The sequence below is a fragment of the Miltoncostaea marina genome (genome assembly GCF_018141525.1).
In the GTDB taxonomy this organism is placed as follows: domain Bacteria; phylum Actinomycetota; class Thermoleophilia; order Miltoncostaeales; family Miltoncostaeaceae; genus Miltoncostaea; species Miltoncostaea marina.
The window spans coordinates 3015403-3040463 of sequence record NZ_CP064655.1 but is presented as its reverse complement, the minus strand read 5'-3'; the positions used below and the strand labels follow the sequence as shown (position 1 = coordinate 3040463).

The window sequence follows — 25061 nt, the reverse complement described above, 5'->3', positions numbered from 1 at the left end:
GCCGGTCAGGCCGTGATGCGCCGCAGCTCGGCCACCTCGTCGCCGAGGCGCTCCGGCCGGAGCGCCGGCGGGTCGACGAGCAGGTGGTCGACGCCCAGGGCGGCCAGGCGGGGCGCCAGGTCGCGCACCGCCGCGACGTCCGCCCGCACCCGCACCGACACCAGCAGGTCGCCGCGGCGCCGACCGGCCGCCTGCAGGGCGGCGTCGAGCGCCCGCAGCCGTGGCGCGAGCTTCTCGGGCCGCCAGGTGGTCGTGTGCCAGGCGTCGCCGGCGCGCGCCGCGCAGGCCACCCCGGCGTCCGAGTCGCCGCCGATCCACAGCGGCGGGCCGCCCGGCCGCGCCGGGGGCGGCAGCAGCCGGTGGCCCTCCACGGTCGCGCCCCGCCAGCGGAAGGCGGGCTCGCCGCGCCACAGGGCCCGCATGGCGGCGATCGTCTCGTCGGTGCGCCGGCCGCGCTCGCCGAAGGGCACGCCGAGGGCGGCGAACTCGCTCGCCATCCAGCCCGACGCCAGGCCGCACACCACCCGCCCGCCCGACAGCGCGTCGAGGCTCGCGAGCGCCTTGGCGAGCAGCAGCGGATGGCGGTAGGGCGCGACCAGCACGCTGGTGCCGAGCCCGGCGCGCCGCGTGGCGGCGGCCGCCCAGGTGAGCGTCGTCAGGGCGTCGTGGAACACGGCCGGCGGCCGTTCGCTGCCGATCGGCATGAGGACGTGGTCGGAGACCCACAGGTCGTCCGCGCCGGCGTCCTCGGCGTCGCGCGCGGGCGGCGGCGAGCACGGGCCCCGGCACCGGGTCGCGGAACTGGGGCAGGTGCACGCCGAGCCGCACGCCGGGAGCCTACGGCGCGGCGCGCACCCGGCGGGCGTCCGCATCGGCGGGCGCGCGGGTAGGCTCGCCGCGGCGGCGGAGAGGACCGCCGGATCCATCGGACGACGGGGGCGTTGGGGATGACAGGCAGCTCTTCTGGGCGGCGGCTCGCGCGGCGCGGCGCGGCGCTCGGCGCGGTGCTGGCGCTGGGCGCGACGGCGACGGCCCACGCCGACATCACGGGCACCGTGCGCACGCCGCAGGGCGCGCCGGTGCCGGGCGTGACCGTCGAGGCGGTCGCCCCGGACGGCACGGTGGCGGCGCGCGACAACACGAACCACCTGGGCGAGTTCGCCATCGTCAGCGGCACCGGTCTCACCACCACGCCGGGGCCCTACACGGTCACCACCTCCACGCTCACCTGCCGCACCGGCGCCCAGGGCGCCGCGACGGCGACCAACCCCCAGCCGGTCGCCGACGGCGTCCTCGACCTGCGCATGACGCTCGACGCGCGCCTGCACTGCGCCGCCCGCGAGCCGGAGGGCGCCGCCGTCACCGGGCACGTGCGCCTCGACCGCCCGCAGTTCGTCGCCACGCCGGGCGGGCGCTTCGCCCTCGACATGCTCGTCCCGTTCGAGGCGCCCACCCTCAGCGTCACGACGACCGGCGGGCGCGTGCTCGGCACCGGCGTCTCGCGGCTGGGCTTCCGCTTCCGGGCCCCCTCGCGGCCCGGCTCCTACCCGCTGCGCCTCAACTGGGTCAGCCCGGAGGGCACCGGCGGCCGCTCGCTCGGACGGCTGATCGTGCGCCGGCCCGCCAAGCCGGCCCGCACCTCCGTCCCGCAGGACGTGGCCGTGGTGATCGACACCACCGGCCTGCTCGGCAACCGCGGCTCGGGCCGCGCCCGCCGGGCCGACATCGTGCGGGCGGTCACCGCCGCCTCGCGGCGCGGCGACCGGGTGGCCGGCATCGCCTTCGCCGGCACCGCCACCACGCTCTTCACGCGCACCACGATCAGCTCCGACCGTGGCGGCGCGGCCCTCGCCCGGCGCGCTCGGGCAGGGCGGCTGTCGCGGGTGAGCGGGGTCGACTTCGGCGCCGGCTTCGCGGCCGCCCGCGAGGCGCTCAGCGCCCGCCCGCTCAAGCCCCGCACCGTCAAGCAGATCATCTTCGTGACCGACGGCCCGCACACCCTCGAGCAGTACGACAACGGGCACCTGCGCCTGGCGGTCAACGGCACGCCGCGCTCGTGGCCGGTCTGCGCGATCGGCTACGGCGGCGGCGTCGACCGCGACGCCGGGCGGCTGCTGGCGCGGATCGCCAAGGACACCACGGGCAGCTTCCGCCGGGCACGCACCGCGGCCCAGCTGCGCGCCGCGGTGGCCCGCTGCCGGGCGGACGTGCGCCGCTAGCTGTCGGCGGCAGCAGCGTTGATCCGCTCGGCAAGTCGTTCGACGGGCGGTTTGCCGTCGAGTGACTTGTGCGGGCGGGTCGTGTTGTACCAGTCCAGGTAGCCGGCGAGGGCGCGGGTCCGGGCGGCGCTGGTCGGGTAGGCGGCGGCGTAGGCCCATTCGCGAAGGAGGGTCTGGATCAGGCGCTCCGCCTTGCCGTTTGTGCGAGGTCGGTAGGGGCGGGTGAACAGGTGGCGGATGCCGAGCTCGCGGCACAGGGCGGCGTGCCGGTGAGAGCGGTAGGCGGACCCGTTGTCGGGGCATGAAACTCCGCCCTGGAGGCTCCCGGCTCGGCGGACATAGGCTCGTCTCCCGGGTCCCGGGGCTTCCGGGAGGAGCAGGTAGGGCAGGCCGCGTTAACCGATGGGCTGCGAGCCCGACGTTGTCCCTGGCCGCCCCTGCGACCCGCCCGGGTGTGCCGCGAGCACGAATCCGTCCCTGTCGCTTCGCCCGCCTTCCTCCCTCCTTTGATCACGCATGGGGAGGATCCGATGAGGTTCATCGGCATGGATGTCCACCGCGACGCCTGCCAGGTCTGCATCGTCGATTCCGAGGGGGCGGAACGGCAGGAGCGCATAGCGAGCAGAGTCGACGACCTGAGGCGCTTCGCCGCCGGCCTGCAGGCGCAGGACGTCGTGGCCATCGAGGCCACCGGCCCAGCCGCGGCTGTCGCCCGGATCATCGAGCCCCACGCCGGCCAGGTCGTTGTGGTGAACCCGCGCCGGCTCGGCCAGATCGCCGCCCGCGCCAAGACGGATCAGATCGATGCCCGCACGCTCGCTCGGCTGCTGGCGGCCGGAGTGCTCACCGGCGTCTGGACGCCCGACGAGCCGACACGGGCCCTTCGGCGCCTGGTCGCGCGCCGGGCGGCGGTGGTGAGGGCGCGCACGCGGGCCAAGAACGAGGTCCATGCGGTGCTCTCGCGCAACCTCTGTCCTCGGCCGCCGGTCACCGACGCCTTCGGAGCCGCCGGCCGCCGCTGGCTGGAGGCGCTCGAGCTGCCCGAAGAGGAGGCGATCACGCTGGCGGGCTGCCTGCGCCAGATCGACGCGCTCGATGTCGAGGTCGCTGAGCTCGATCGGGCGCTCGCCCGCCGGCTGGTGGGCTCGCCCGAGGCCCGCCGCCTGCTCAGCGTTCCCGGCGTGAACATCGTGGTCGCCGCGACCTTCCTCGCCCACGTCGGCGACGTGCGCCGCTTCCCGGACGCGCGCAGGCTGGTCGGCTACCTGGGCCTCGACCCGCGGGTGCACCAATCGGGCGAGTCGACCGCCCGCGGCGGACACATCTCCAAGCAGGGCGCCGGCGCCGTGCGCCAGGTCCTCGGTCAGGCGGCCTGGCGGGCGGCGCGCCTGCCCGGGCCGCTTCGCGCGTTCTATGAGCGCATCGGCGCTCGACGCGGGCCGCAGGTCGCCGCGACTGCGCTGGCGCGCAAGCTGGCGAGCCTGTTCTGGCACTTGCTCACCCGCGAGGAGGACTACGCCTTCGCGATGCCGTCCACCGTGCGCCGCAAGCGGCGGGCGCTCGAGCTCGCGGCCGGCGCTGCGCCCCACAAGGGCCGCTCGGGCCCCGACGGGCCCTGGAGGCCCGGGCCCGCCCAGCGCGCCGCCGAGCGGGAGGTCGCCCTCGGCGCTGAGGCCGCCTACCGGCGGATGATCGCCGACTGGGGACGCACGAGGGGCGCGGGTGCCACCACTGGAGAGCGACTCTGAGGCCGTCAGTGCGGCAAAGCCAGCGCGACAGGGCTTGCATCTCCGAGCCCTGCTCTTCGGCTCAGGGATCACCCGCGCCCACGTCGACCATCTCACGAGGTCGGAGGTGCGTCGAGAGAGGTTGACTTTCATCCGTCGGTCATGAGGCGCCGGATCCCGATCCCCAGGGCGGCGAAGTGTGCCCGGGCCCGTTCGAGGAAGGCGCAGAAGGTGTCCGTGCGCTCGTCGGCGAGCACCTCGGCGTAGGCCAGGCGGGTGCAGTCGTCGACGCAGACGTGCAGGAACTCCCAGCCGGCCCCGCGAGCGCGGGTGGTGCGATCGCCGTGGACGCGGTGGCCGGGGCGCTCGATGCGTCCGAGCTTCTTGACGTCGATGTGGACCAGCTCGCCCGGCGTCGGCCGCTCGTAGCGGCGAGCCGGCTCGCCCGCGTCCGGCGCCGCAAGGCGGCTGAGGCCGGCGCGGGCGAGCACCGCCCGCACGGTGCGCTCGGGAAGACCCAGCACCGCGGCGATCCGGGCGCCCGAGAAGCGCAGCTCACGCAGGGCGCAGATCGCCTCCTCGACCTCGGGCGGCGTGCGGCCGGCGATCTGGTGGGCGACCGAGGGCCGATCGCACAGCTCGCGGTCGCCGGCGCGGTGGCGCCGCAGCCACTCCCTGGCACGGCGCTCGCTGAGGCCGGCCGCCTCGGCGGCCGCCCTCAGCGTCCATCCCTCCTGCTCGACGCGTCGGCACAAGAGCCGACGCGACGCCGGGCACGTCCTGGCGTTCTGATGAAGTGTCACCGCCGGGTCTCCTTCGGCAGGTTGCTTGGCTCGCAACCCGCAGCCTCCAAGGAGGCCCGGACGGAAGAACGCTCCCGCCGACTACAGCTAGCGCCCTCGGAGGATCAGGCTGCGGGCCGCGGTCCGGCGGTTGCCGGCGCGGTCCCGCGCCACCACCTCGAGCCGCGCGCGCATCACCCTGCGACCGGCGAGCGCCCGCTTCGCGGCGGGCCTGAGGTACAGCCGTGCGGCCCGGCGCGGGCCGGGCCGCACGGCTGCCGGCCGCGCCGTGCCGAGCACGCGCGAGGTGCGCAGGGCGCGCGCGACGGCGGGCGACACCAGCAGGCGGGCGGTCACCCGGCAGCGCTCGTCGCAGCGCACCGGGATCGTCATGCCGCTCGCGCGCAGCCGCTTCAGGGAGCGCGAGGGCACGGCGAAGCGCAGGCGCGGCGCGGCGCGGTCGCGGACCGCGCGGCGCTCCACGACCGGTGGCACGGCGGTCACGCCGCCGGCCGGCGCCGCGGCGGGCGGCGGCTCGGCGTCGTGCAGGGCGACGTCGGCCACCGCGTCGCTGTCGTGGTACGAGTACGGCACCCGCACGTCGCCGGCGCAGCGGTAGTCCCGGCCGGCCAGGTCGGGATCGGGGCCGGCGCTCCAGGTGATCCGCCGCCGGTCGGCGCTGATCGTGCCGGCCGCCCCGCTGATCATGCGGTCCGACGAGGCGAAGCGGACGGTGGTGTGGAACAGGTTGCGCTCCGCCCCGGGCGGGCCGCTGCTGTCGATCTGGCCGTGGAAGCGGATGTCGCCGGTGCGGCCCTCGAGCCCCTCGGTCGGCACGGCGCAGCTCCCGTCGGCGGCGAACGCGCCGAGGCCGAGCTGCACGTCGACCCACACCGACGTGGTGGGCTGGGCGACCGTGCCGAGCGGGTCGTGCAGGTCGAGCGTCACCTGCAGCGAGCCGTCGGCCGGCTCGTAGCTCACGGCCACGCGCTGGGCGTCCGCGCGCGGCGGGGAGCCGGGCGGCGTGGCGGGGACGTCCCTCGGGTCGTCGGCCGATCCGCTCCTCGGGACGGCGACGGCGATGCCGGCGGGTATCACGAGGAGGGCGAGTGCGAGCGCGGCGACCCTCATGCCGTCACGTTACCCCCTCTCGCGATTCCGCTATCCCCCGGAGGGGGGAGCGGAATCGGGCGTCGGCGCGGGTTCCGCAGCCGGCCGCGCGCCGTCCCGCCTCAGCGCAGCACCAGCGCCCGGCGCAGCACGCGGCGGTTGCCGGCGGGGTCGGCGACCGTGACGGCGAGTGTGGCGCGCAGCGCCCGACGACCGCGGAGCGTCCGCCGGGCGGCCGGCGACAGGCGCACCCAGGCCAGCGCCCGCCCACCTGCGGCGCCCTGGGAGGGCTTGGAGGAGCCGATCAGCCGCGACAATCCCAGCCTGCGAGCCAGCGAGGGCGCGATCAGCAGGCGCGCCCGGCCGGTGCAGGCCTCGTCGCAGGCGAACGGCACCACCATCCCGCCGCCGACCAGCGCGCGCAGCGAGCGCGAGGGGCGCCACAGGCTCGCCCGCGGCGGACGCCGGTCGAGGCCGGCCACGCCGACCGGCGTCGCGGGGACGGAGGGCTGCGCGCCCGGCGCCGGCGGGGCCGGCGGGCCGATATGCGCCAGCGGCCCGGGGGCCGGCGGCCGCGGCGGCGCGGGCGGGTCGGGAAGCGGCGGCGCAGCGGGGTCGTTGTCGACCACCACCGTGATCTGGCTGGAGCCCGAGCGGCCCGCCGCGTCGTGGGCGATCGCCCGCAGCGTGTGCGGCCCGTTGGACAGCGTGCGGGTGTCGACCACGCAGGCCCAGGGCGCGTAGCGCTCCTCGTTGAGGAACTCGCCGTCGAGCAGGAACTCGACCCGGGTCACCCCGACGTCATCGCTCGCGCCCACCCGGCAGGCGTGGCGGCCGGCGACGCCTGCCTCCTGCCAGACGCCCGAGATCACCTGGCCGTCAACCGGTGACTGCCAGCTCACGGTGGGAGCCGCCCGGTCGGCCACCGAGGGCGGCGCGTAGCCGTCGAACCAGAAGGGGGCGATCTCGTTGGCCGGAAACCACTCGAGGAATGACCCGAAGGTGATGCTGGTGACGCAGCGGTAGTCCCTGCCGAGCAGCGCGTCATCGGCCGGGATGAACCAGGTGATCGTGCGCCTGTCGCCGCTGATGGCGCCCTGGCCATGGCTCGCGATGGTCCTCTCGGAGCCGCTGACCCGGACGCCCGCGCTGTAGTGCATGCCCCCGCTGGAGGCGGCCCACAGGTCGATGCGCAGATCGCCGGCGCGCCCGCCGGCCCCCGCCGCGTCCGGCGCGACGCAGGAGCGTCCGTCGGAGCCGGTCCCGCCGACGGACAGGTCGAGGAAGATCTCCTGGCTCGCGCCCGGCGCGAGGACGATCGGGAACGGCTCGTAGAAGCCGAGCGAGATCGACAGCGACGCCGAGTCGGGGTCGTACGAGACCGCCACGCTGCGTGCGTCGGGGTTGCCGGCGCCGGAGCCGTCGGGCGGGTCGATCATATGCCCGCCACGAGGCGCGCCCACGGCGGTCGCAGCGACGATCGCCAGCAGAACGCCCGCCATCACGACGCCTCGCCAGAAGCACCCCGTCGCCATCTCTCCCCCTGCCCGTTCTCGACTCCGGCGATCCTCCGTCCCCTGGGGACCGCGCGCCCCTCCCCGAACGGGGAGTCTCCTGGAGGTTCGTCCACTCGGGTGCCGGAGCGCTCATCACCTCCGGCGCGGCGGCCGAGAGGGAGGGGGACCCCTGCCGACCGGAGGACCCCGCGATGGTCAAGCACGTGTACGACGCCACCGAGACGGCCACCCGCGCGCTGGTGGCGCGCCAGCTCCACGCCCTCGCCGACGAGCTCGCCGCGGGCTCGGTGCAGCTCGGCTACGACGAGGCCCAGGAGCCGACGGCCGTCGTCGACCCGGTCAACGTGGTCGTCGACATGAAGCGCAACCGCCACCACGCCGAGTTCGTGCTGCGGATGAAGTGGGCGACCGAGCCGGAGACCGCCGCGGCGCGGTAGTCAGGCACGGCGCCGCAGGGCGCCGTCGAGGACGCCGACCACCCGGCGCCCGTACCCGGCCGGCCGCGCGTCGAGGCCCTCGATGTGGCCGGCGCAGGGCACCTCCCAGGGCGTCGCCCAGCGCCCGGCGGCCCGGTCGTAGCGCGGGGTGAGCCGCCGCTCCTGCTCCGCCGGAGGACCGCCGCCTGCGGGAGCAGGGCCCAGTCGGTCCCCGCTCCGCCGCGGCGAGCGCGCGCCCCGAGCGCCGGCCGGCACCGTCGGCGACGGCGGAGGCGAGCGCGTCCGACCGACAGCCCGACGGCGACGGGTCGGCCGCGAAGGCGAGGAGCGCGGTGGGGCTTGTCCGCGCCCGGCTCCCCGGTCGCGGTCATCTCGGCCGCCTGGGAGCCGGCCGGGGACGCCGGCGGACCGGACGAGCGGCATCAGGTCGGCGCCGGGCCCGCGCGCCCGCCACGCCAGGGCGCCCCCGGCGCGAGGGCCGCGAGCGGGACGAGCGCGCCCGCGTGGAGGTCGCCCGCCGACGCGCCCGCCTCGCGGCGGCAGGGTCTCGTCCAGCACGCGCAGCGCGACGAGCGCGGTGAGGGCGGGCGGCAGGAGGGACGTGGGCGGCATCGGCGGGGCTGGCGGAGGGGGCGACGCCCAGCGCGGATCGGTGGGGCGTGCCGAGGGGATCACACGACGGGCCCGCGCGGCTAGGGTCTGGCCGTGGGCGAGCGCGCCGAGATCCGCTCCTGGCTGATGGACATGGACGGCGTGCTCGTGCGCGAGGAGCGGCCGATCCCCGGGGCCGACGCGTTCGTGGCGCGCCTGCGCGAGCGCGGCGCGCCGTTCCTCGTGCTGACCAACAACTCCGTCTACACGCCGCGCGACCTGGCGGCCCGCTTGCGCCTGAGCGGCCTCGACGTGCCGGAGCGCGCCATCTGGACCTCGGCGCTGGCCACGGCGCGCTTCCTCGACGACCAGCGCCCGGGCGGCTCCGCGTTCGTGGTGGGCGAGGCGGGCCTGACCACAGCGCTCCACGACGTGGGCTACACCCTCACCGAGCGGGCGCCGGACTACGTGGTGCTCGGCGAGACGCGCACCTACAGCTTCGAGCGCATCACCCAGGCGATCCGGCTCATCTCGGCGGGGGCCCGCTTCATCGCGACGAACCCCGACGCCACCGGCCCGGCCGAGGAGGGGCCGCTGCCCGCCACGGGCGCGGTGGCCGCGCTCGTCAGCCGCGCGACCGGGGTGCGGCCGTACTTCGTCGGCAAGCCGAACCCGCTGATGATGCGCTCGGCGCTCAACGCCATCGACGCGCACTCCGAGACCACGGCCATGATCGGCGACCGGATGGACACGGACGTCGTCTCGGGCATCGAGGCGGGCCTCGAGACGATCCTGGTGCTGACGGGCTCCACGTCGCGGGCGGAGGTGGAGCGCTTCCCCTACCAGCCGTCCCGCATCGCGGAATCGGTGGCCGATCTGCTCGACGAGGTGCGCTGAACCTGGCCGCTCGCGGGGCGTCGCCGGCGCCGGCCGGCACTACGATCGCCCGGTGACGCTCCTGGGCCGCGACGCCGACCTCGCCGCCATGCGCGAGCTGCTGGCGTCGGCCCGCGAGTCGCGCGGGGGCGGGCTGGTGATCCGGGGCGAGGGCGGGGTCGGCAAGACCGCGCTGCTGCGGGCCGCCGAGGAGGAGGCGGCCGGGGCCGGCATGCGCGTGCTGCGGGCGACCGGCGTCGAGACCGAGTCCGAGCTGCCGTTCGCGAGCCTGCACCAGGTGCTCGCGCCCGGCCTCGACCGCCTCGGGGCGCTGCCCGCGCCGCAGGCCGCCGCGCTGCGCGGCGCGTTCGGCCTGAGCGCCGAGCGCGTCGACGACCGCTTCCTCATCTCGCTGGGCGCGCTCGGGCTGCTGGCGGACCTCGCCGACGAGGGGCCGCTGCTCGTGTCGGTCGACGACGCCCAGTGGCTCGACCGCCCGTCCGCCGAGGCGCTCGGGTTCGTGGCGCGCCGCCTGGTGGCCGAGCCGATCGCGCTGCTGTTCGCGGCCCGCGAGGGCGACGCGCGGCGCTTCGACGGCCCCGGCATCCCCGACCGGCGCGTCGCGGGCCTCGAGCGCGCCGCGGCGCGCGCCCTGCTCGAGGCCTCGGCCGGCGGGGCGGTCGCGCCGCACGTGGCCGAGCGCCTCGTCACGGTGACCGGCGGCAACCCGCTCGCGCTGGTCGAGATGCCGCAGCTGCTCGAGCCCGACCAGCTCGCCGGGCGCCGCCCGCTGCCCGAGCACCTGCCGCTCACCAGCCGGCTCGAGCAGTCGTTCGCCGAGCGGGCGCGCGGCCTCGACGAGGGCGCCCGCGCCGTGCTCGCCGTCGCCGCGGCCGACGACACCGGCGCGCTCGGCGTCGTGGCCGCGGCGGCCGCGCGCCTCGGCGCCGGCGCCGAGGCGATCGAGGCGGCCGAGCGCTCCGGGCTGCTCGGCATCGCGGGCGACCGGGTGACGCTGCGGCACCCCATCGCCCGCGCCGCCCTGCACCGCGGGCTCGCGCTGGGGGCGCGCCGCGCGGCCCACCTGGCGCTGGCGGAGGTGCTGTCCGGCGACGACGAGGCCGACCGGCGGGCGTGGCACCGCGCCGCGGCGGCGATCGCGCCCGACGAGGCGATCGCCGCCGAGCTGGAGCGCACCGCCGAGCGCGCCGGCCTGCGCAGCGGCCACGCGGCCGCCGCGGCCGCGCTCGAGCGGGCCGCCCGGCTCTCGGCGGACGACGCCGCGCGGGCGCGGCGGCTGGTGGCCGCCGCCGAGGCCGCGTGGCAGGCCGGGCGCGCGCCGCTGGCCCAGGGGCTGGCCGACGAGGCTGAGGCGCTGGCGGGCGACGACGCCCTGCGCAACCGGGTGCGCTCCGTGCGGGCGGCGATCGCCATGGTGCGCGGGCGGCCGGCCGACGCGCACGCCCTGCTGCTGGAGGCGGCGGCCCACGCGCCCGACCCCGCCGTGCGGGCGGACCTGCTGCTGCGCGCCGGCGAGGCCGCCGCCGCGGCGGGCGACGCGGCCGGGCTGGCTCGGGCGGACGAGCGCGCCGCGGGGCTGCCGGCCGGGGTGGCCGTGGCCGGCCGCGCCTGGCTGGCCGGCGTGCGCCGCGCCGCGGAGGGGCGCATCGCGGAGGCGCTCGAGCCGCTGCGCGCCGCCTCGGCGGCGTCGGAGGGCGAGGACGACCCGCGCCAGCTCGTGTGGAGCTCCAACGCCGACGCCTGGCTCGGCGACCTCGACCGCACCCTGGTGCTGCAGCGGCGGGCGATCGAGCTGGCGCGCGCGCGGGGCGCGCTCGGCACCGTCGCGGTGGCGCTCACCCGGCGCGGCGCGCTGCTCGCCTGGCACGGCCGCGTGCACGAGGCGTGGGCCGACGGCGAGGAGGCCCTGCGCCTCACCGAGGAGGCCGGCATCGAGAACAGCACGGCCCAGGCGCGCGCCGTGCTCGCCGGCGTGGCGGCGCTGCGCGGCGACGAGGACGCCTGCCGCGAGCACGCGGAGCGGGCGCTGGCGCAGGCGGCCCGCCGGGGGCTGCTGGCGACCTGGGAGACGACGACGTTCGCGCTGTCCGAGCTCGCGCTGGCGCGCCGGCGGTACGAGGAGGCGCTCGAGCGCCTGGCGCAGATGGCCGCGGGCGGGCGCCGCGTCATGACGCCGCTCGCCCACCACGCCGCCGTGCCGCGGCTGGTGGAGGCGGCCGTGCGCGCGGGCCGGCCGGAGGCGGCGGCCGCCCCCCTCGAGCGCTTCGCCCGCTGGGCCGGGCTGACCGGCGCGCCCGGGGCGGCCGCGCTGCTGCTGCGGTGCCGCGGCCTCGTGGCGGGCGGCGAGGAGGGCCTGGCGCTGCTCGAGGCCGCCGTCGCCGAGCCCGATCCGGCGCGGTGGTCGCTGTCGCGGGCGCGCTCGGAGCTGTTCCTGGGCGAGGCGCTGCGCCGCGCCCGCCGCCGCGGAGAGGCGCGAGCCGCGCTGCGGCCCGCGCTCGAGGCCTTCGAGGGCCTCGGCGCGACCGCCTGGGCCGACCGGGCGCGCGAGGAGCTCGCGGCCACCGGCGAGTCGCTGCGCCGCCGGGACCCCGGCGCCGTCGCGGCGCTGACCCCCCAGGAGCGTCGCATCGCCCGCTCCGTGGCCGAGGGGTCCTCCAACAAGGAGGTCGCCTCGCAGCTCTTCCTGAGCCCCAAGACGGTGGAGTACCACCTCGGCAAGGTGTTCCAGAAGCTGGGGATCGGCTCGCGCGCCGACCTCGCGGCGCTCGGGGTCGACGCCTTCGCGTGAGGGGCGCCCAGGGGGCGCCCCGGTCACGACTAGGGACGCGACCGGGGATCCCCCCGTCGCGCGCGCCCGCCCCGTCGCGCGAGTGTCCGACCCGACAGCGACACCGCACCCGGAGGACCACCGTGAGCACGACGATCGACCCCACCGCCGCCGACTTCGGCGCGCTGCGCTCGGCCATCGACGGCCAGCTCTACACGCCCGCCGACGAGGGCTACGACGCGGCCCGCATGGCGTGGAACGTCGCCGTCGACCAGCGGCCGGCCGCGGTCGCGCTGCCGACGAGCGCGCACGACGTGGCCGAGATCGTCCGCTTCGCCGCCGCGGCCGGGCTGCGGGTGGCGCCCCAGGGCACCGGCCACGGTGCGACGCCGGTCGGCGACCTCGCGGGCTCGATCCTGCTGCGCACGACCGCCCTGGCCGACGTGCGCATCGACGCCGGCCGGCGCATCGCCCGGGTCGGCGCCGGCGCGCTGTGGGAGCAGGTCGTGGAGCCCGCCGCCGCCCACGGCCTCGTGGCCCTGCACGGCTCCTCGCCCGACGTCGGCGTGGCCGGCTACTGCCTGGGCGGCGGCATCGGCTGGCTGGCGCGCAGGCACGGGCTCGCCGCCAACGCCCTCACGGCGGTGGAGCTGGTCACCGCCGACGGCCGCCTGGTCCGCGCCGACGCCGACAACGAGCCCGACCTCTTCTGGGCCCTGCGCGGCGGCGGCGGCAACTTCGGCATCGTGACCACGCTCGAGATGCGGCTGTTCCCGCTCGACGAGGTCGTCGCCGGGTGGCTCATCTGGCCGTGGGAGGAGTCGCACCGCGTGCTGACCGCGTGGGCGGCGTGGGCCGAGACCGTCCCGGACGCCGTCACCTCATGCGGCCGGCTGCTGCAGCTGCCGCCCATCCCGCAGATCCCGGAGCCGCTGCGCGGCCGCAACCTGGTGGTCGTCGAGGTGGCCGCGATCGCCGCCGAGGTGGACGCCGAGGCGCTCCTCGCGCCGCTGCGGGCGCTCGGGCCGGAGATCGACACGGTCGCGGCGATGCCGCCCACCGGCCTCGTGCGGCTGCACCAGGACCCCGAGGGCCCCACCCCCGGCGTGGGCGACGGGGCGCTCCTCGACGCCCTGCCGGCCGAGGCGATCGACGCGCTGCTGCGCGACGCGGGCCCGGGCAGCGGCTCGCCGCTGCTGTCGGTCGAGCTCCGCCACCTCGGCGGCGCGCTGGGCCGGCCGCACCCGGACGGCGGCGCCCTGTCGAGCATCGACGCCGGCTTCGCGCTCTTCGCGATCGGCCTGCCGATGGACGCCGAGATGGGCGCGGCGGTGGCCGCCGGCGCCGAGAAGCTGATCGCCGCCCTGGCGCCCTGGGGCCACGGCCGCGCCTACCTCAACTTCGCGGAGCGGCGCAAAGGCTCGGAGACGGCCTTCGACGCCGACGCCCACGCCCGTCTGCTGGCCGTGCGCGAGCGCTTCGACCCCGGCCGGCTGATGCACGCCAACCACCCGCTCGGCTGACCCGCGGGCGGCCGCCGGGGCACGGGCGCCCCGGCGGCCGCCGGCGTCAGGAGGCCGGGATGTCGGCGTGCGTGGCGATCGCCCCCGAGGCGTCCCAGCCGTGCCAGGCGGTCACATCGACCCAGGCGGTGACCCGCGCCAGCGCGCGCTCGGGGTAGGGGGCGCCGGTGTAGCGCACCGCGAGGCGATCGATGTCGCGCAGCCCCTCGTCGTCGTGCATCTCGGCCACCCGGCCGATCACGGTCACGTGGCGGTACCAGCTCTCGCCGTCGAGCACGGTCAGCGAGACGGCCGGGTTCGCGCGCAGGAAACGCAGCCGCAGGCGCGAGGCGTCCATGTTGAGCAGCACGCGCCCGTCCTCCCAGTCGTACCAGGTGGCCGCGCTGTGGGGCGTGCCGTCGCGCCGGACGGACGCGATGACGGCGGGGTTGGGGCGCGCGAGGATCTCGGCGACGTGCGGGGGGACCGGTGCGGGGGGCATTGCTCACCTCGGGGTCGATCGGCCGGTGCGGCCCGCAACGCTAGGGCAACCGCCGTTTGACGGCCGGGGGCGCGGGTAGCGAGAGGGCCCGTCCCCGCTCCCCGAGGTGCTGATCGATGGCCTTCCGACTCGACCCGAGCGCGCCGATCCCGGACGAGGTGCGGCGGCTGGCCCGCGAGGAGCTCGAGGCCGCGGTCGCCGCGCTGCGCGAGCCCGACCACCTCGGCCTGTCGGCGAGCGTCCACGACGCGCGCAAGCGCTGCAAGAAGGTGCGCGGCCTGCTGCGCCTGGCCCGGCCGCGGCCGAAGCGCGCGCTGCGGGCGGCGGACCGGGGCGTGCGCGACGCGGCCCGCGCGATCTCGCCGCTGCGCGACGCCCACGCGACGCTCGCGACCTGGGACGACCTGGTGGCGGCCGTCCACGGCGAGGACGCGCCGGCGCCCGGGCTCGCCCAGGTGCGCGCCCCCCTGGCGGCGCGGGCCTCGGCGGCCGGGGGCGAGGACGCCCGCGAGCGCACCGCGGCGGCCGCCGGCCTGCTCGCGGAGGTCGCCGCCGGCGTCGGCGACTGGCGCATCGACGACCGGCCGGAGGCGCTCGTGGACGGCATGCGGCGCACGTACCGCGACGCGCGCCGGGCCCTGCGCGCCGCGCCGGGCGCGGCGGGCGACGAGGTGCTGCACGAGCTGCGACGCCAGGCGAAGTACGGCTGGCACCAGGTGGGCCTGCTGCACGCCGTCGCCCCCAGCGTGCTGGCGCCGCTCGAGGCGCGGCTGAAGGATCTGGCCGACGCCCTCGGCGACGACCACGACCTCGCCGTCATCCGCGAGCTCGTCGCCGGCGGGTCCGCCGGGCTGGGCGAGCGGGCGGCCGCGGACGCCCTGGCGATCATCGACCCGGTGCGCGCCGACCTGCAGGACCGCGCGCTGCGCCTGGCGGCCCGCCTCTACGCGGAGACGCCGACGGCCTTCGCGCGGCGCATGGCGGCGTACTGGGAGGCCTGCGCGGCCACCGGCCGCGAGCGGCCGGCGGGCGAGCTCGCCGGCCTGGCGGAGGAGCCGGCCGACCGGCCGCCGACGCTCGCGACGCTGGGGGCGACCGCGTGACGGATGAGCCGGGGCCGCGGCGGGTACCCGGAGGGCGCCGCGACGGGCGGCAGACGAGAGGGGGCCGACCGATGACCGACGACCAGCGCGCGAGCGGGGACCCGCCCACCGACGAGGCGGTCGAGGACCACCCGCCGCGCACCGACTGGCGGCCCACCGGCGTCGACCAGCAGACGTCGCTGTGGGCGACGCTCAGGCGCACCTTCGCGGAGTTCAAGGAGGACGACCTCACCGACTGGTCGGCGGCGCTGACCTACTACGGGCTGCTGTCGCTGTTCCCGGCGCTGCTCGCCGTGTCGTCCCTGATCGGCCTGTTCGCCGACCCCCAGACCATCACGGACGTGATCCTCGAGATCGCGCCCGAGTCGGCCGCCGACACGCTGCAGGGGCCGATCGACTCGATCACCTCCAACGAGGGCGCCGCCGGCTTCGCGCTCGTCGTCGGCCTCGCCGGCGCCCTGTGGGGCGCCTCGGGGTACGTCGCGGCGTTCGGGCGCGCCTCGAACGTGATCTACGAGACGCGCGAGGGGCGGCCCTTCTGGAAGCTGCGCCCCATCCAGCTGCTGATCACGCTCGTGCTGGTCGTGCTGATGGTGGTCGTGGTGGGCGCGGTGGTGCTCACCGGGCCGATCGTCGAGGCGATCGCCGGGCCGCTCGGCATCGGCGACACGGCGGTCACGGTGTGGGACTACGCCAAGTGGCCGGTGCTGGCGCTGATGGTGGTGGTGATGCTGTCGATCCTCTACTGGAGCACGCCCAACGTGCGCCAGCGCGGCTGGCGGGCCGTCGTGCCGGGCGTCGTGGTGAGCCTGGTGATCTGGGCCGTCGCCTCGGCCGCCTTCGCGTTCTACGTGGCCAACTTCGGGGCCTACGACCGCACCTACGGCAGCCTCGGCGGGGTCATCGTGCTGCTCGTCTGGATGTGGATCTCGAACCTCGCGCTGCTGCTCGGTGCCGAGCTCAACGCGGAGCGCGAGCGCAGCAGGCAGTTCGCGGAGGAGGTGCCGGGGGCGGACGTCGAGATCCAGCTCGAGCCGCGCGACGAGCCGAAGCGCCCGCAGACGAGCTGAGGGCGGATCGGTGACCCTCGGGCGCACGCGCTGGGCGATCGCGGAGGGCTGGATCCCCTCGGGCGGCACCGGGCCGGAGCCGCTGCAGAGCCACGAGACCGCCTGCATGCTCAACGCCGGCGACGCCGACGCGCACGTCGAGCTGACGCTCTACTTCCCCGACCGGGAGCCGGTCGGCCCCTACCGGGTGGTCGTCCCGGCGCGGCGCACGCTGCACCTGCGGTTCGACCGGCTCGAGGACCCCGCCCCGGTGCCGCGTGACGCCCCGTACGCGAGCGTCATCACGTCCGACGTGCCGATCGTCGTGCAGCACACCCGGCTCGACTCGCGCCAGGCGGCGAACGCGATCATGACGACGGTGGCCTGGGCGGGGTAGGCGGCGCGGCCGCCGCGTCCGCCATGGCGACGAGCAGGGCGACGGCCTCGTCGCGGCGCAGCCCGCCTCCGGGGACGAGGTCGCGCCAGGTGGCGAGCGCGAGGGCGTGGCCGACCGCGGCGCGCAGGCGCGCCCGCCGCCGCCCGCGCAGCCCCCAGCCCCGGGCGAGGTCGTCGGCGAGGGCCCCCATCTGGCCGGCCACCTCCTCCGCCTGGGCCGCCATGGCCGGCACCCGGTCGGCGTCGGCCAGCACGCGGGCCAGCTCCTCGCCCGCCCGGTCGTACCAGGCGTAGAGCGCCCCGAGCGCGGCCGCCAGCCGCTCGCGCGGGTCGGCGATGCCGGCCCAGCCGGCCGGGTCGGGGAACGGGTTGCGCTCGGCCCAGCTCGCCGAGCAGGCGCCGAACAAGGCCTCCTCGGTGGGGAAGTGCGCGTAGACCGTGTGGCGCTGGACGCCCGCCCGCTCGGCGATGGCGCTGATCGTGGTGCGGGCCGGCCCGACCGTGGTGTGCAGCTCGACGGCCGCGTCGACGATGCGCCGCCGGGTGCGGGCCGTCTGCTCGGCGCGGCGGCCTCGACGGGGTGTCGTGGTGGCCTTCATTGCACACCAGTGTACCCCAACCGTTGACGCGGCGAGGGGCGACGTCGTATGGTCGCCGCAAATCAATGCACATCAGTGTGCACTGAACATCCGCGAGGAGGACACCATGCAGGCGATCGACCTCGACCGGCTCGACCTGATGAGCATCGAGTCGCCGACCGACCCGACCCGCCGCCTGCGGGTCGCGTTCCCCATGTCGAGCGCGACCGGCACGGCCGCCAGCGCCTCGGTCTACTTCGAGCTCGACCCGGGCGCGCACGTCGGCGTGCACACCGACTCGGCCGAGGAGTTCCTCGTGATCATGGAGGGCTCCGGCCTGGGCCTGGTCGGCGAGGAGACCGCGCCCGTGCACGCCGGACAGGTCGTGCTGGTGCCGCCGATGGTGCGCCACGACGTCACCAACACCGGCGACGGCCCGCTGCGGGTGTTCGGCACCTTCGCCGCCCCGACGGTCGTCTCGGAGTTCGAGGAGCCGGTCGCGCCCGGCGGCCCGCAGGTGTTCGTGATCGGGGCGTCCTTCCCGATCGCGCTGCCGCTGGCCGAGCCGGCCCTCGTCTAGGAGCACTCGAAGAACGACGGGCGCGTGGCCGACGTCTTCGACGGGCTCCTCGGGCCCGGGGCGGGCGGAGGGTCAGCCGAACGGCGTCCAGGCGCGCGGGGCGAGCGTCGTCAGGTCGCTCGCCATCACGCCCGCGTCCGAGACCGTGTAGAGGGCGCCGCCGGCCACCAGCGCCCGCCGCACCGGCGCCCAGCGACGCAGCGGATCGCCGGGGTGGACCACCCGGGCGATCGGCGTGATGCCGCCCGCGCGGGACACGTTCAGCCCGACCGCCCCGAGGAACGGCGTGCCGCCGTCGGGGTCGTGGCGCTGCGCCGGCAGCACGACGAGCCCGGTGGCCGGCCAGTGCAGGAAGGCGTGGTGGTCCGACTCGGCCTCCGACCAGTCGGTGTCGAGGGCGCGCTGGGCGATGCGGCGCGGCGCCGCGGGGTCGGCGACGTCGAACAGCGACACCTGGGTGCCCTGCGTGCGGCCGCGCGCGTCGGCGGCCTGGCCCACGCCGATCAGCGTGGTGTCGTCGATCGGGTGCAGGTACGAGGAGAAGCCGGGGATCGTGAGCTCCCCGAGTACCGCCGGCCGGGCCGGGTCGGACAGGTCGACGACGTGGAGCGGGTCGACCTGGCGGAACGTGACCACGTACCCCCGCGGGCCGATGAAGCGCACCGCGAAGATCCGCTCGCCGCGGCCGAGGCCGTCGACCTCGCCCACCCGCACCAGGCGCCCCGCCCGCTCGGCGAGCACGGTCACCAGGCTCTGGCCGGCGTCGCCGCGCGGCGTCCACCATGCGGGCTCCTCCGTGCTCGCCACGCGCAGGTGGCCCTCGTGCTCGGAGAGCGAGAACTGGTTGAGCGGGTAGCCGCGCACGGCGCCGCTCGCGCTGTGGACGGTGCGCGCGGGGTCGGACGTGTCGAGCTTGTGGATCAGCGTCGAGCCGTGCGGGGCCCGCCGCGCGCCGGCCGCCGCAGGCGGCCACCAGCGCGGGGTGGCGACGTAGGTGGCGGCCGGGGAGGCGTAGACGACGTCGGCGTCGGTCATGATCGCGTCCGAGTCGAGCAGCCGCAGGCCGCCCTCGGTGCCGACGGTGTGCACGGTCACCGTGCCGAGCCCGGAGAAGACGCGCGGGCGGCTGACGGCGCGGCAGCCGGTGAGCCGCGTGGTGGTGCGCGTCGTCGCCGCGTCGAGCACCCGCACCCGCGGCAGCCAGGCGGCGGCGCGCGAGCGCGTCACGGCGCGCCGGTTGCGCCGCGCCGCCGAGCGCAGGGCCTCGGGGCGCCCGGAGGCCGGCTCGGCCAGCGGCAGGCGGACCGGCTCCGACGCCAGCACCATGCGCACCGTGGCGCCGGTGCGCCGCGCGGCCACCAGCGCGCCGTCGGCGGTCAGGCGCGACACGACCCGCGGACGGGCGGGGTCGGCCACGTCGAACTGGGCCACGACGGTCGCCGCGGGGGCGCCGGGGAGGGCGACGGCGATCGCGTCGGCACCCAGGGGCACGGGCCGCGGCGGCCCGCCCGCGCTGGCGCGAGGGCCGATCACCAGCAGCCGGTCGCCCAGCAGCATGAGCCCGGTCGGCGCCACGCCGCTCACCGCCACGCTGCCGAGCCGCCGCGCGGTGCCCGACGCGACGTCGAGCACCTGGACCCGCTCGCCGGCGATCGCGTAGAGCGTGCGGCCGTCCGTCTTCACCAGGTCCGGCTCGTCGACGCCCGCCTCCTGCACGTTCGTGCCGGAGAACGAGGCCCCGGGCGGCGCCGCGCCCACGGGGGCGGCCTCGGGCGCCCTCGCGCCGCGGTCGCCCGCGGCGCCCGGCGCCAGCGGCGACGGCACGGGCGGCCCGGCGAGGCCCCAGGGCCCCACCTGCGCCAGGGCGCGACGGCGCACGTGGCGCAGGAAGCCGGCGCACGAGCGGAAGCGCGCCAGGGCGGGCGGCGTGGCGCGGGCGCTCGCGGCCGCCGTGGTCGCCGTGGCCGCCGAGCGGACCGGCGGCGCCTCCGCAGCGCCGAGGGCGGGCGACGCCGCGGCCGCCGCCACCGCCACCGCCACCGCGCCGAGCGCGCCACGCACCACGCCGCCCTCCCCGAGCAGGTCACGGGCCGGTGCGGCCCCCGCACATCATGCTGGCCCGGGGGCCGGCCGTCACCCCCCGCGCGGGGCCGTCGCGGCGGCGGGCGGCCCGCCGCGCGCGAGCGCGAAGGCGTCGGCGATGAGCTCGTACGAGCGCCGCCGCGCGGCGTGGTCGTGGACGATCGTGACCACGAGCACCTCCTCTGCGCCGTACTCGTCGGCGACGCCGGCGATCTCCGCGCGCACCGCCGCCGGCCCGCCGACCACCATCCGCCGCTTGCGCCGCATGCGCGGCCGGCCGTCGTCGGCGGGCCGGCGCGCCCGCTCCTCCTCGATGAAGCGCAGGGCGCGCTCCGGCTCGGGCACCGGGATCGGCGTGCCGCGGCGCAGCAGCCGCATCGCCATCGTCACGCTGGCCGCCAGCCGGCGCGCCTCCTCGTCGACGTCCGCGCAGATCGCCGACACGCCGACGGCCACGCGCGGCTCGGGGTGCCGCGGGGACGGCCGGTACAGCTCGCGGTACTCCGCCGCGTACGCGGCGCCCGAGGGGTTGATGAAGTCCGCGAACGCGTAGGGCACCCCCAGCTCGGCGGCCCACAGCGCGCTCTGGCGCGACGAGCCGAGCAGCCACAGCTCCGGCAGGTCGGGCAGGCCCGGCAGGGCCGCGTGCCGGGCGAAGGGGTGCCCCTCCGGCATCTCGTCGCGCAGGTAGGCGGCCAGCTCGGCGAGCTGCTGCGGGAAGTCGTCGGGCGCGGCCTGGCGCCGGTCGCGCTGCAGCGCGTAGGTCGTCTCGGGGTCGGTGCCCGAGGCCCGCCCGATGCCGAGGTCGATGCGCCCCGGGAAGAGTGCCGCCAGGATGCTGAAGGTCTCCGCCACCTTGAGCGGGCTGTAGTGGGGCAGCATCACGCCGCCGCTGCCGACGCGCATGCGCCCGGTGGCCGCGGCGAGCGGGCCGATCAGGGCCTCGGGGCTCGCGCCGGCGAGCAGCGGCCCGCCGTGGTGCTCGGCCACCCAGTAGCGCGAGTAGCCGAGCCCGTCGCAGAGGCGGGCGAGGTCGACCGTGTTGCGCAGCGCCCCGGCGCCGGACGTGCCCTCGGGGACCGGGCTCTGGTCGAGCACGCCGATGCGCAGGGGTCCGCTCACGCCGCCAATCCTAGGAACGGCGCGCGGCCGGGGCCCCGGCCGCGCGCGCCGTCAGGACCCCGGGACCGGTCCCGGGGAGGGGCGCTCCCGCCACGCGAACAGCCGCTGCAGGTCGCCGTCGGTGTCCACGGCGACCGCGGGGATCATCAAGCGGCGTGCCTCCACACCGCCCAGGCCCCGACGTCGTTCGTCCAGCGGGCGACGCGGCTCCGCGAGCCGTTCCACGTGCCCTCGGCCGGGGCGCCCCTCTCGCAGGTCGTGCCCTCGCCGCGCTGGATCTCCTCCGACGCGAGGTGGCCGTCGTACGACCGGTCCATGGCCTCGGCGGTCGCGGGCTGCTCGTGGTGGACGGTGACGCCCGCCGTCTCGCAGCGCACGCTGGGGTGGCCTCGCCGGCGCGCGCCGTGTCGGCGGTGCGCGCGCGGTCCGTCCTCGAGGCCCCGGGCACGCGGGCGTGCCGCTTCCCCCATGGCGCGGTGACCGTCGCCTGGAGCGACGCCCCGCCCTCCCGTGCGACCTGGAGCCCGGAGACGTACGGGCCGTCGGCGACGACCAGCGCCGTGGCCGCGAGCGGACGCACCGGCCGGCCGCCCGTGGGGTCAGCCCTCCCGCTCGGGCGTGCGCGGCTCACGCAGCGTCCCGGCGTGGGCCCGCGCGGTGGGGTCGCGCCGGGTCTTGGCGATGCTGGCGGCCACGGTGACCGCCAGCACGACGCCGATCACGACCAGCGAGGCGCCGGTCGAGACCTCGGGCACCGAGTCGTCGAGCGTGTGCCCGTAGTGCAGCACCAGCTTGGCGCCGATGAAGGCGAGGATCAGCGACAGGCCGACCGACAGGTAGACGAGCCGGTCGAGCAGCCCCGAGACCAGGAAGTAGAGGGCCCGCAGGCCGAGCAGCGCGAAGGCGTTCGCCACGAAGACGATGTACGCCTCCTCCGTGACGCCGAAGACGGCCGGGATGGAGTCGAGCGCGAAGAGGATGTCCGTCGTGGCGACCGCCAGCAGCACGAGGAACAGCGGCGTCAGCATCCGCCGGCCGGCGACCCGCGTCACGAAGCTGCCGCCGTGGTAGTCGTCGGTGATCGGGAAGCGCCGCCGCGCGAACGCCACGAGCGCGTTGTCCTCCACCGAGGGGTCCTCGTCGCGATGGCGGAAGAGCTGGATCGCCGTGCCGATCAGCAGCAGCCCGAACACGAGGAACATGAACGAGAACGTGCTGATCAGGGCCGCGCCGAGCGCGATGAAGATCGCCCGCAGCACCAGGGCGCCGACGATCCCGATCGTGAGCACCTTCTGCTGGTGCTCCGCCGGCACCGCGAACGTGGTCATGATGATCACGAACACGAACAGGTTGTCGACGGAGAGGCTCTTCTCGACGATGTAGCCGGCGAAGTACTCGGTGCCGTAGTCCCAGCCGGCGAGGAACCCGAAGACCACGCCGAAGGCGATCGCCACGGCGATGTAGAAGACCGACCACCAGACCGCCTCGCGGAAGCCCACGATGTGGGCCCGCTTGCCGCCGGAGCGCAGCAGGTCGAGCGCGAGCAGGCCGACGATGACCGCCACGGTGATGGCCCAGGCGGCGAGGGAGACGTCGAGCACGGCGGCAGGCTACCCGGCCGCGGGGGCGTTCAGTCGAGGAAGCCGATCTGCGAGAGCGGCCAGTAGGTGACCTCGGCCTGGCCGATCACGTTGTCGAGCGGCACGAAGGGGTCGGGCGCCCACTGGTGGCTGTCGCACGAGCCCGGCCGGTTGTCGCCGAGCACGAACAGGCGGTCCTGCGGCACCTGGAAGGTCCGCGTCGGCTGGTCGTCGCGCTGGCGCGGGTTGGGCAGGGCGTCCTCCACCACGAACGGCTCGCCGTTGACGATCGTGGGGCCGCGCTCGTGCACCTCGACCGTGTCGCCGGGGAGCCCGATGACGCGCTTCACGTAGGGGACGTTGCCGCCGCCCGCGGCGCCGCAGGTGCGGGTGGCGGAGCGGGGCGGGTCGAACACGATGATGTCGCCGCGCTCGATGTCGCGGAACCGGTAGATGACCCGGTTGGCGATGATCCGGTCGTCGGCCTGGATCGTCGGGACCATCGACTCGGTCGGGATCTCGTAGGGCTTGGCGACCGACGCCTGGATGACGAACGCGAGCGCCACCGCCACCGCCACGGGCAGCAGGAACTCCTTGACGAAGCGGCGCATCCTCAGCGGGTCCCGTGCGGCATCGCGACATCTTGCCGCATCGCGCCCGCCCGGGGACGCCCGCGCGTCGCCTCAGCCGCCGTCGGCGATCACCAGGTCGCGCAGGCTCTCGTACTCCTCCCGGCACGCGGGGCACCCGGCGAGGTGCGCTCGCATGCCGGGCACGCCGGCCCCGGGGCCCTCGCGCAGCTCCAGGTCGACGTGGCGGTCGAGCTCGTCGAAGCACTCGTCGCAGCCGAGCTCCGGCCCCTCGGGCCCGAGCAGCAGGGCGAGCGCCCGCGCGAGGTCGGGGGCGCCGCTCACCCCGCCTCCCCGTCGCCGCCGGCCGGCGAGAGGCCGCGCGCGGCGAGGTGGCGGCGCAGCGCGCGGCGGCCGTCGTGGAGCGTCTTGTAGAGCGCGCCGCGGGTCGTGCCGAGACGCTCCGCCAGCACGTCGATCGGCACGCCGTCGAGCACCGTCGCGAGCAGCACCCGCCGCTGGTGCGGCGACAGCGCGACGTCGATGCCCTCGCGCACCGCGCCGAGCAGCTCGGCCTGCTCGGCGCTGGCCCGCGGGCCGGGGCCCGGCGCCGACATCCCCTCCCAGCGGCCGGGCTCGAGCGGCAGCTCGCGCGCCTGCCACGCGCGGCGTCGCACCTTCGTGGCCGCCTCGAGCACGGCGAACTTGTAGACCCAGGTGCTGAAGCGGCTGGCGCCGCGGAAGTCGTCGAGCCGCGCCACGACGCTCATCAGCGCGTCGTCCGCCGCCTCGAGGGCGATCTCGTCGAGTCGGCCGCGCAGGTGCGCCAGCCCGGCGGCGCGGCGGCCCACCTCGAAGCGCGCGGCGCGCAGCAGCAGCGCGTGCAGCCGCGCCAGGGCGTCCTCGCGCTCGGCGCCTGCGCCGCGCAGGTCGCGCAGCCACTCGCGCGACTCCGCGTCGGGCCGGGGCGGCGTGCCGGGGGCGACGGCGCTCACGGGCGCGCCGCCGGGCCGCGCAGCGGCCAGAGGATGCGCGCCGCGGTCTCGGGCGGGCATCCCCGCTCCACCAGGCCGATCAGCGCGTGCAGGTCGACGCCCGGCTCGCGGGCGAGGCGCTCGGCCAGGCCGCGCGGCACGCCCGCGTGCTCCAGCGCGCCTCTGCGCCATCGGACGACGTTCCGGGGGTGGCGGGGGGTGGTCTCCACGCGCGGTGAGTGTCCCACGGCGCGCGGTTCTTACCGTCGTCGCCGACGCCGGTGGAACCGGCCGCGCCGCCGGCACGTACCTCCATGTGAACGCGGGCGACGAGCCCGCCCGACCGGGAGCCGCCATGACGACCGCACCAGCAGCCCTGCGACACCTCGACGACCGCGGACCGGCCGCGCCGGGCGACCGCGGCGACCCGGCCGAGCGCGCCGTCGCCGACCTGCTCGACGCGCTGGGCGTCGACCGCGCCGCCGAGGGGCTCGCCGACACCCCGCGCCGCGTGGCCGGGGCGCTGCGCGAGCTGCTGCGCCCCGTGCCGTTCCGGGCCACGACCTTCCCCAACGAGGGCTACGACGAGCTCGTGGTGGTCTCGGGGATCGCCTTCGCCTCGCTGTGCGAGCACCACCTGCTGCCGTTCACGGGCGTCGCCCACGTCGCCTACCTGCCGGGTGAGCGCATCATCGGCCTCTCGAAGCTGCCGCGGCTCGTGGAGCACCGGGCGCGCAGGCCGCAGGTGCAGGAACGCCTCACCGCCGAGATCGCCGACTGGCTGCAGGACGAGCTGCGGCCCGCCGGGGTGGGGGTGGTGCTGGAGGCGACCCACTCCTGCATGGGCCTGCGGGGCGTGCGCCAGCCGGGGGCGGTCACGACCACCTCGGCGTTGCGCGGGCGGGTGCGGGATGATCCGCGCACGCGCCAGGAGTTCCTGGAGCTGATCCGCCACCGCGCCGAGCGTCCGTGAAGGG

At 77.2% G+C, this 25061-nt stretch carries 25 protein-coding genes and 1 pseudogene; 11 read left to right on the top strand and 15 right to left on the bottom strand.

The window, feature by feature from the left end:
- Positions 1 to 5 precede the first annotated feature (5 nt).
- On the bottom strand, positions 6 to 872 hold the full coding sequence (locus ITJ85_RS15430; RefSeq protein ID WP_217913992.1) for a TIGR03619 family F420-dependent LLM class oxidoreductase: 867 nt from the start codon (positions 870 to 872) through the stop codon (positions 6 to 8).
- A 75-nt stretch (positions 873 to 947) separates the two neighbouring features.
- Here ITJ85_RS15430 and ITJ85_RS15425 point away from each other — a divergent pair, with 75 nt between their 5' ends.
- Positions 948 to 2219: a VWA domain-containing protein gene (locus ITJ85_RS15425; RefSeq protein ID WP_217913991.1), complete on the top strand. Its 1272-nt coding sequence runs from the start codon at positions 948 to 950 to the stop codon at positions 2217 to 2219.
- Here ITJ85_RS15425 and ITJ85_RS15420 read toward each other — a convergent pair.
- Positions 2216 to 2515: pseudogene (locus ITJ85_RS15420) on the bottom strand (integrase core domain-containing protein); the annotation flags it as partial. The gene ITJ85_RS15425 and the pseudogene ITJ85_RS15420 sit on opposite strands and share 4 nt — an antisense overlap.
- A gap of 234 nt (positions 2516 to 2749) precedes the next feature.
- On the opposite strand from ITJ85_RS15420, the gene ITJ85_RS15415 reads away from it, so the two are divergent.
- On the top strand, positions 2750 to 3967 hold the full coding sequence (locus ITJ85_RS15415; protein WP_217913990.1) for an IS110 family RNA-guided transposase: 1218 nt from the start codon (positions 2750 to 2752) through the stop codon (positions 3965 to 3967).
- A gap of 128 nt (positions 3968 to 4095) precedes the next feature.
- On the opposite strand, the gene ITJ85_RS15410 is transcribed toward ITJ85_RS15415, so the two are convergent.
- The 3 genes from ITJ85_RS15410 to ITJ85_RS15400 form a co-directional block, all read right to left on the bottom strand.
- Entirely contained in the window at positions 4096 to 4749 is a 654-nt protein-coding gene (locus tag ITJ85_RS15410) for a leucine zipper domain-containing protein (RefSeq protein ID WP_281412207.1), read from the bottom strand.
- Between the two features lie 87 nt (positions 4750 to 4836).
- On the bottom strand, positions 4837 to 5859 hold the full coding sequence (locus ITJ85_RS15405; protein WP_217913988.1) for a hypothetical protein: 1023 nt from the start codon (positions 5857 to 5859) through the stop codon (positions 4837 to 4839).
- Positions 5860 to 5960: 101 nt separating this feature from the next.
- Positions 5961 to 7373 (bottom strand): Ig-like domain-containing protein, encoded by a 1413-nt coding sequence (locus ITJ85_RS15400; protein ID WP_217913987.1) that lies wholly within the window; start codon positions 7371 to 7373, stop codon positions 5961 to 5963.
- A 173-nt stretch (positions 7374 to 7546) separates the two neighbouring features.
- On the opposite strand from ITJ85_RS15400, the gene ITJ85_RS15395 reads away from it, so the two are divergent.
- From ITJ85_RS15395 to ITJ85_RS15380, 4 genes are all read left to right on the top strand, one after another.
- The gene (locus ITJ85_RS15395) at positions 7547 to 7792 is read left to right on the top strand and encodes a hypothetical protein (protein ID WP_217913986.1); all 246 of its coding nucleotides are present in this window, start codon (positions 7547 to 7549) and stop codon (positions 7790 to 7792) included.
- Between the two features lie 738 nt (positions 7793 to 8530).
- Positions 8531 to 9280 (top strand): HAD-IIA family hydrolase, encoded by a 750-nt coding sequence (locus ITJ85_RS15390; protein WP_217915972.1) that lies wholly within the window; start codon positions 8531 to 8533, stop codon positions 9278 to 9280.
- 52 nt (positions 9281 to 9332) lie between these two features.
- Positions 9333 to 12068, top strand: a complete 2736-nt coding sequence (locus tag ITJ85_RS15385) for a helix-turn-helix transcriptional regulator (RefSeq protein ID WP_217913985.1) — start codon at positions 9333 to 9335, stop codon at positions 12066 to 12068.
- A 122-nt stretch (positions 12069 to 12190) separates the two neighbouring features.
- Complete coding sequence (locus ITJ85_RS15380; protein ID WP_217913984.1) at positions 12191 to 13570, top strand: FAD-binding oxidoreductase; 1380 nt, start codon at positions 12191 to 12193, stop codon at positions 13568 to 13570.
- A gap of 46 nt (positions 13571 to 13616) precedes the next feature.
- Here the strand turns inward: ITJ85_RS15380 and ITJ85_RS15375 are convergent, their stop codons facing one another.
- Positions 13617 to 14051 carry a PPOX class F420-dependent oxidoreductase gene (locus ITJ85_RS15375; protein ID WP_217913983.1) on the bottom strand — a complete coding sequence of 145 codons (435 nt, stop codon included), beginning with the start codon at positions 14049 to 14051 and terminating at the stop codon, positions 13617 to 13619.
- Positions 14052 to 14167: 116 nt separating this feature from the next.
- Here ITJ85_RS15375 and ITJ85_RS15370 point away from each other — a divergent pair, with 116 nt between their 5' ends.
- The 3 genes from ITJ85_RS15370 to ITJ85_RS15360 all read left to right on the top strand — a co-directional run bounded on the left by ITJ85_RS15370 (position 14168) and on the right by ITJ85_RS15360 (position 16600).
- Positions 14168 to 15154, top strand: coding sequence for a CHAD domain-containing protein (locus ITJ85_RS15370; protein ID WP_217913982.1), 987 nt, complete (start codon positions 14168 to 14170; stop codon positions 15152 to 15154).
- A 71-nt stretch (positions 15155 to 15225) separates the two neighbouring features.
- Positions 15226 to 16224 carry a YihY/virulence factor BrkB family protein gene (locus ITJ85_RS15365; protein ID WP_217913981.1) on the top strand — a complete coding sequence of 333 codons (999 nt, stop codon included), beginning with the start codon at positions 15226 to 15228 and terminating at the stop codon, positions 16222 to 16224.
- 10 nt (positions 16225 to 16234) lie between these two features.
- Positions 16235 to 16600: a sensory rhodopsin transducer gene (locus tag ITJ85_RS15360; protein ID WP_217913980.1), complete on the top strand. Its 366-nt coding sequence runs from the start codon at positions 16235 to 16237 to the stop codon at positions 16598 to 16600.
- On the opposite strand, the gene ITJ85_RS15355 is transcribed toward ITJ85_RS15360, so the two are convergent.
- Positions 16572 to 17198: a TetR/AcrR family transcriptional regulator gene (locus ITJ85_RS15355; protein ID WP_217913979.1), complete on the bottom strand. Its 627-nt coding sequence runs from the start codon at positions 17196 to 17198 to the stop codon at positions 16572 to 16574. The genes ITJ85_RS15360 and ITJ85_RS15355 overlap by 29 nt on opposite strands.
- A gap of 106 nt (positions 17199 to 17304) precedes the next feature.
- Between ITJ85_RS15355 and ITJ85_RS15350 the strand changes: the two genes are divergently transcribed.
- Positions 17305 to 17757: a cupin domain-containing protein gene (locus tag ITJ85_RS15350; protein ID WP_217913978.1), complete on the top strand. Its 453-nt coding sequence runs from the start codon at positions 17305 to 17307 to the stop codon at positions 17755 to 17757.
- A 72-nt stretch (positions 17758 to 17829) separates the two neighbouring features.
- Here the strand turns inward: ITJ85_RS15350 and ITJ85_RS15345 are convergent, their stop codons facing one another.
- The 8 genes from ITJ85_RS15345 to ITJ85_RS15310 form a co-directional block, all read right to left on the bottom strand.
- Positions 17830 to 19821: a beta-propeller domain-containing protein gene (locus ITJ85_RS15345; RefSeq protein ID WP_217913977.1), complete on the bottom strand. Its 1992-nt coding sequence runs from the start codon at positions 19819 to 19821 to the stop codon at positions 17830 to 17832.
- A 69-nt stretch (positions 19822 to 19890) separates the two neighbouring features.
- A complete protein-coding gene (locus ITJ85_RS15340; RefSeq protein WP_217913976.1) occupies positions 19891 to 20961 on the bottom strand; it encodes an LLM class flavin-dependent oxidoreductase in 1071 nt (356 codons plus the stop codon).
- Positions 20962 to 21107: 146 nt separating this feature from the next.
- Positions 21108 to 21338, bottom strand: coding sequence for a hypothetical protein (locus tag ITJ85_RS15335; protein ID WP_217913975.1), 231 nt, complete (start codon positions 21336 to 21338; stop codon positions 21108 to 21110).
- A gap of 222 nt (positions 21339 to 21560) precedes the next feature.
- Positions 21561 to 22562: a TerC family protein gene (locus ITJ85_RS15330; RefSeq protein WP_217913974.1), complete on the bottom strand. Its 1002-nt coding sequence runs from the start codon at positions 22560 to 22562 to the stop codon at positions 21561 to 21563.
- Positions 22563 to 22591: 29 nt separating this feature from the next.
- Positions 22592 to 23152 carry a signal peptidase I gene (gene lepB, locus ITJ85_RS15325; RefSeq protein WP_217913973.1) on the bottom strand — a complete coding sequence of 187 codons (561 nt, stop codon included), beginning with the start codon at positions 23150 to 23152 and terminating at the stop codon, positions 22592 to 22594.
- A 72-nt stretch (positions 23153 to 23224) separates the two neighbouring features.
- Complete coding sequence (locus ITJ85_RS15320) at positions 23225 to 23455, bottom strand: anti-sigma factor (protein WP_217913972.1); 231 nt, start codon at positions 23453 to 23455, stop codon at positions 23225 to 23227.
- Entirely contained in the window at positions 23452 to 24105 is a 654-nt protein-coding gene (locus ITJ85_RS15315) for an RNA polymerase sigma factor (RefSeq protein WP_217913971.1), read from the bottom strand. The genes ITJ85_RS15320 and ITJ85_RS15315 overlap by 4 nt, the downstream gene beginning before the upstream one ends.
- On the bottom strand, positions 24102 to 24314 hold the full coding sequence (locus ITJ85_RS15310; RefSeq protein ID WP_217913970.1) for a hypothetical protein: 213 nt from the start codon (positions 24312 to 24314) through the stop codon (positions 24102 to 24104). The genes ITJ85_RS15315 and ITJ85_RS15310 overlap by 4 nt, the downstream gene beginning before the upstream one ends.
- A 125-nt stretch (positions 24315 to 24439) precedes the next feature.
- Between ITJ85_RS15310 and folE the strand changes: the two genes are divergently transcribed.
- Positions 24440 to 25057, top strand: coding sequence for a GTP cyclohydrolase I FolE (gene folE / locus ITJ85_RS15305; RefSeq protein WP_217913969.1), 618 nt, complete (start codon positions 24440 to 24442; stop codon positions 25055 to 25057).
- Positions 25058 to 25061: the final 4 nt, after the last annotated feature.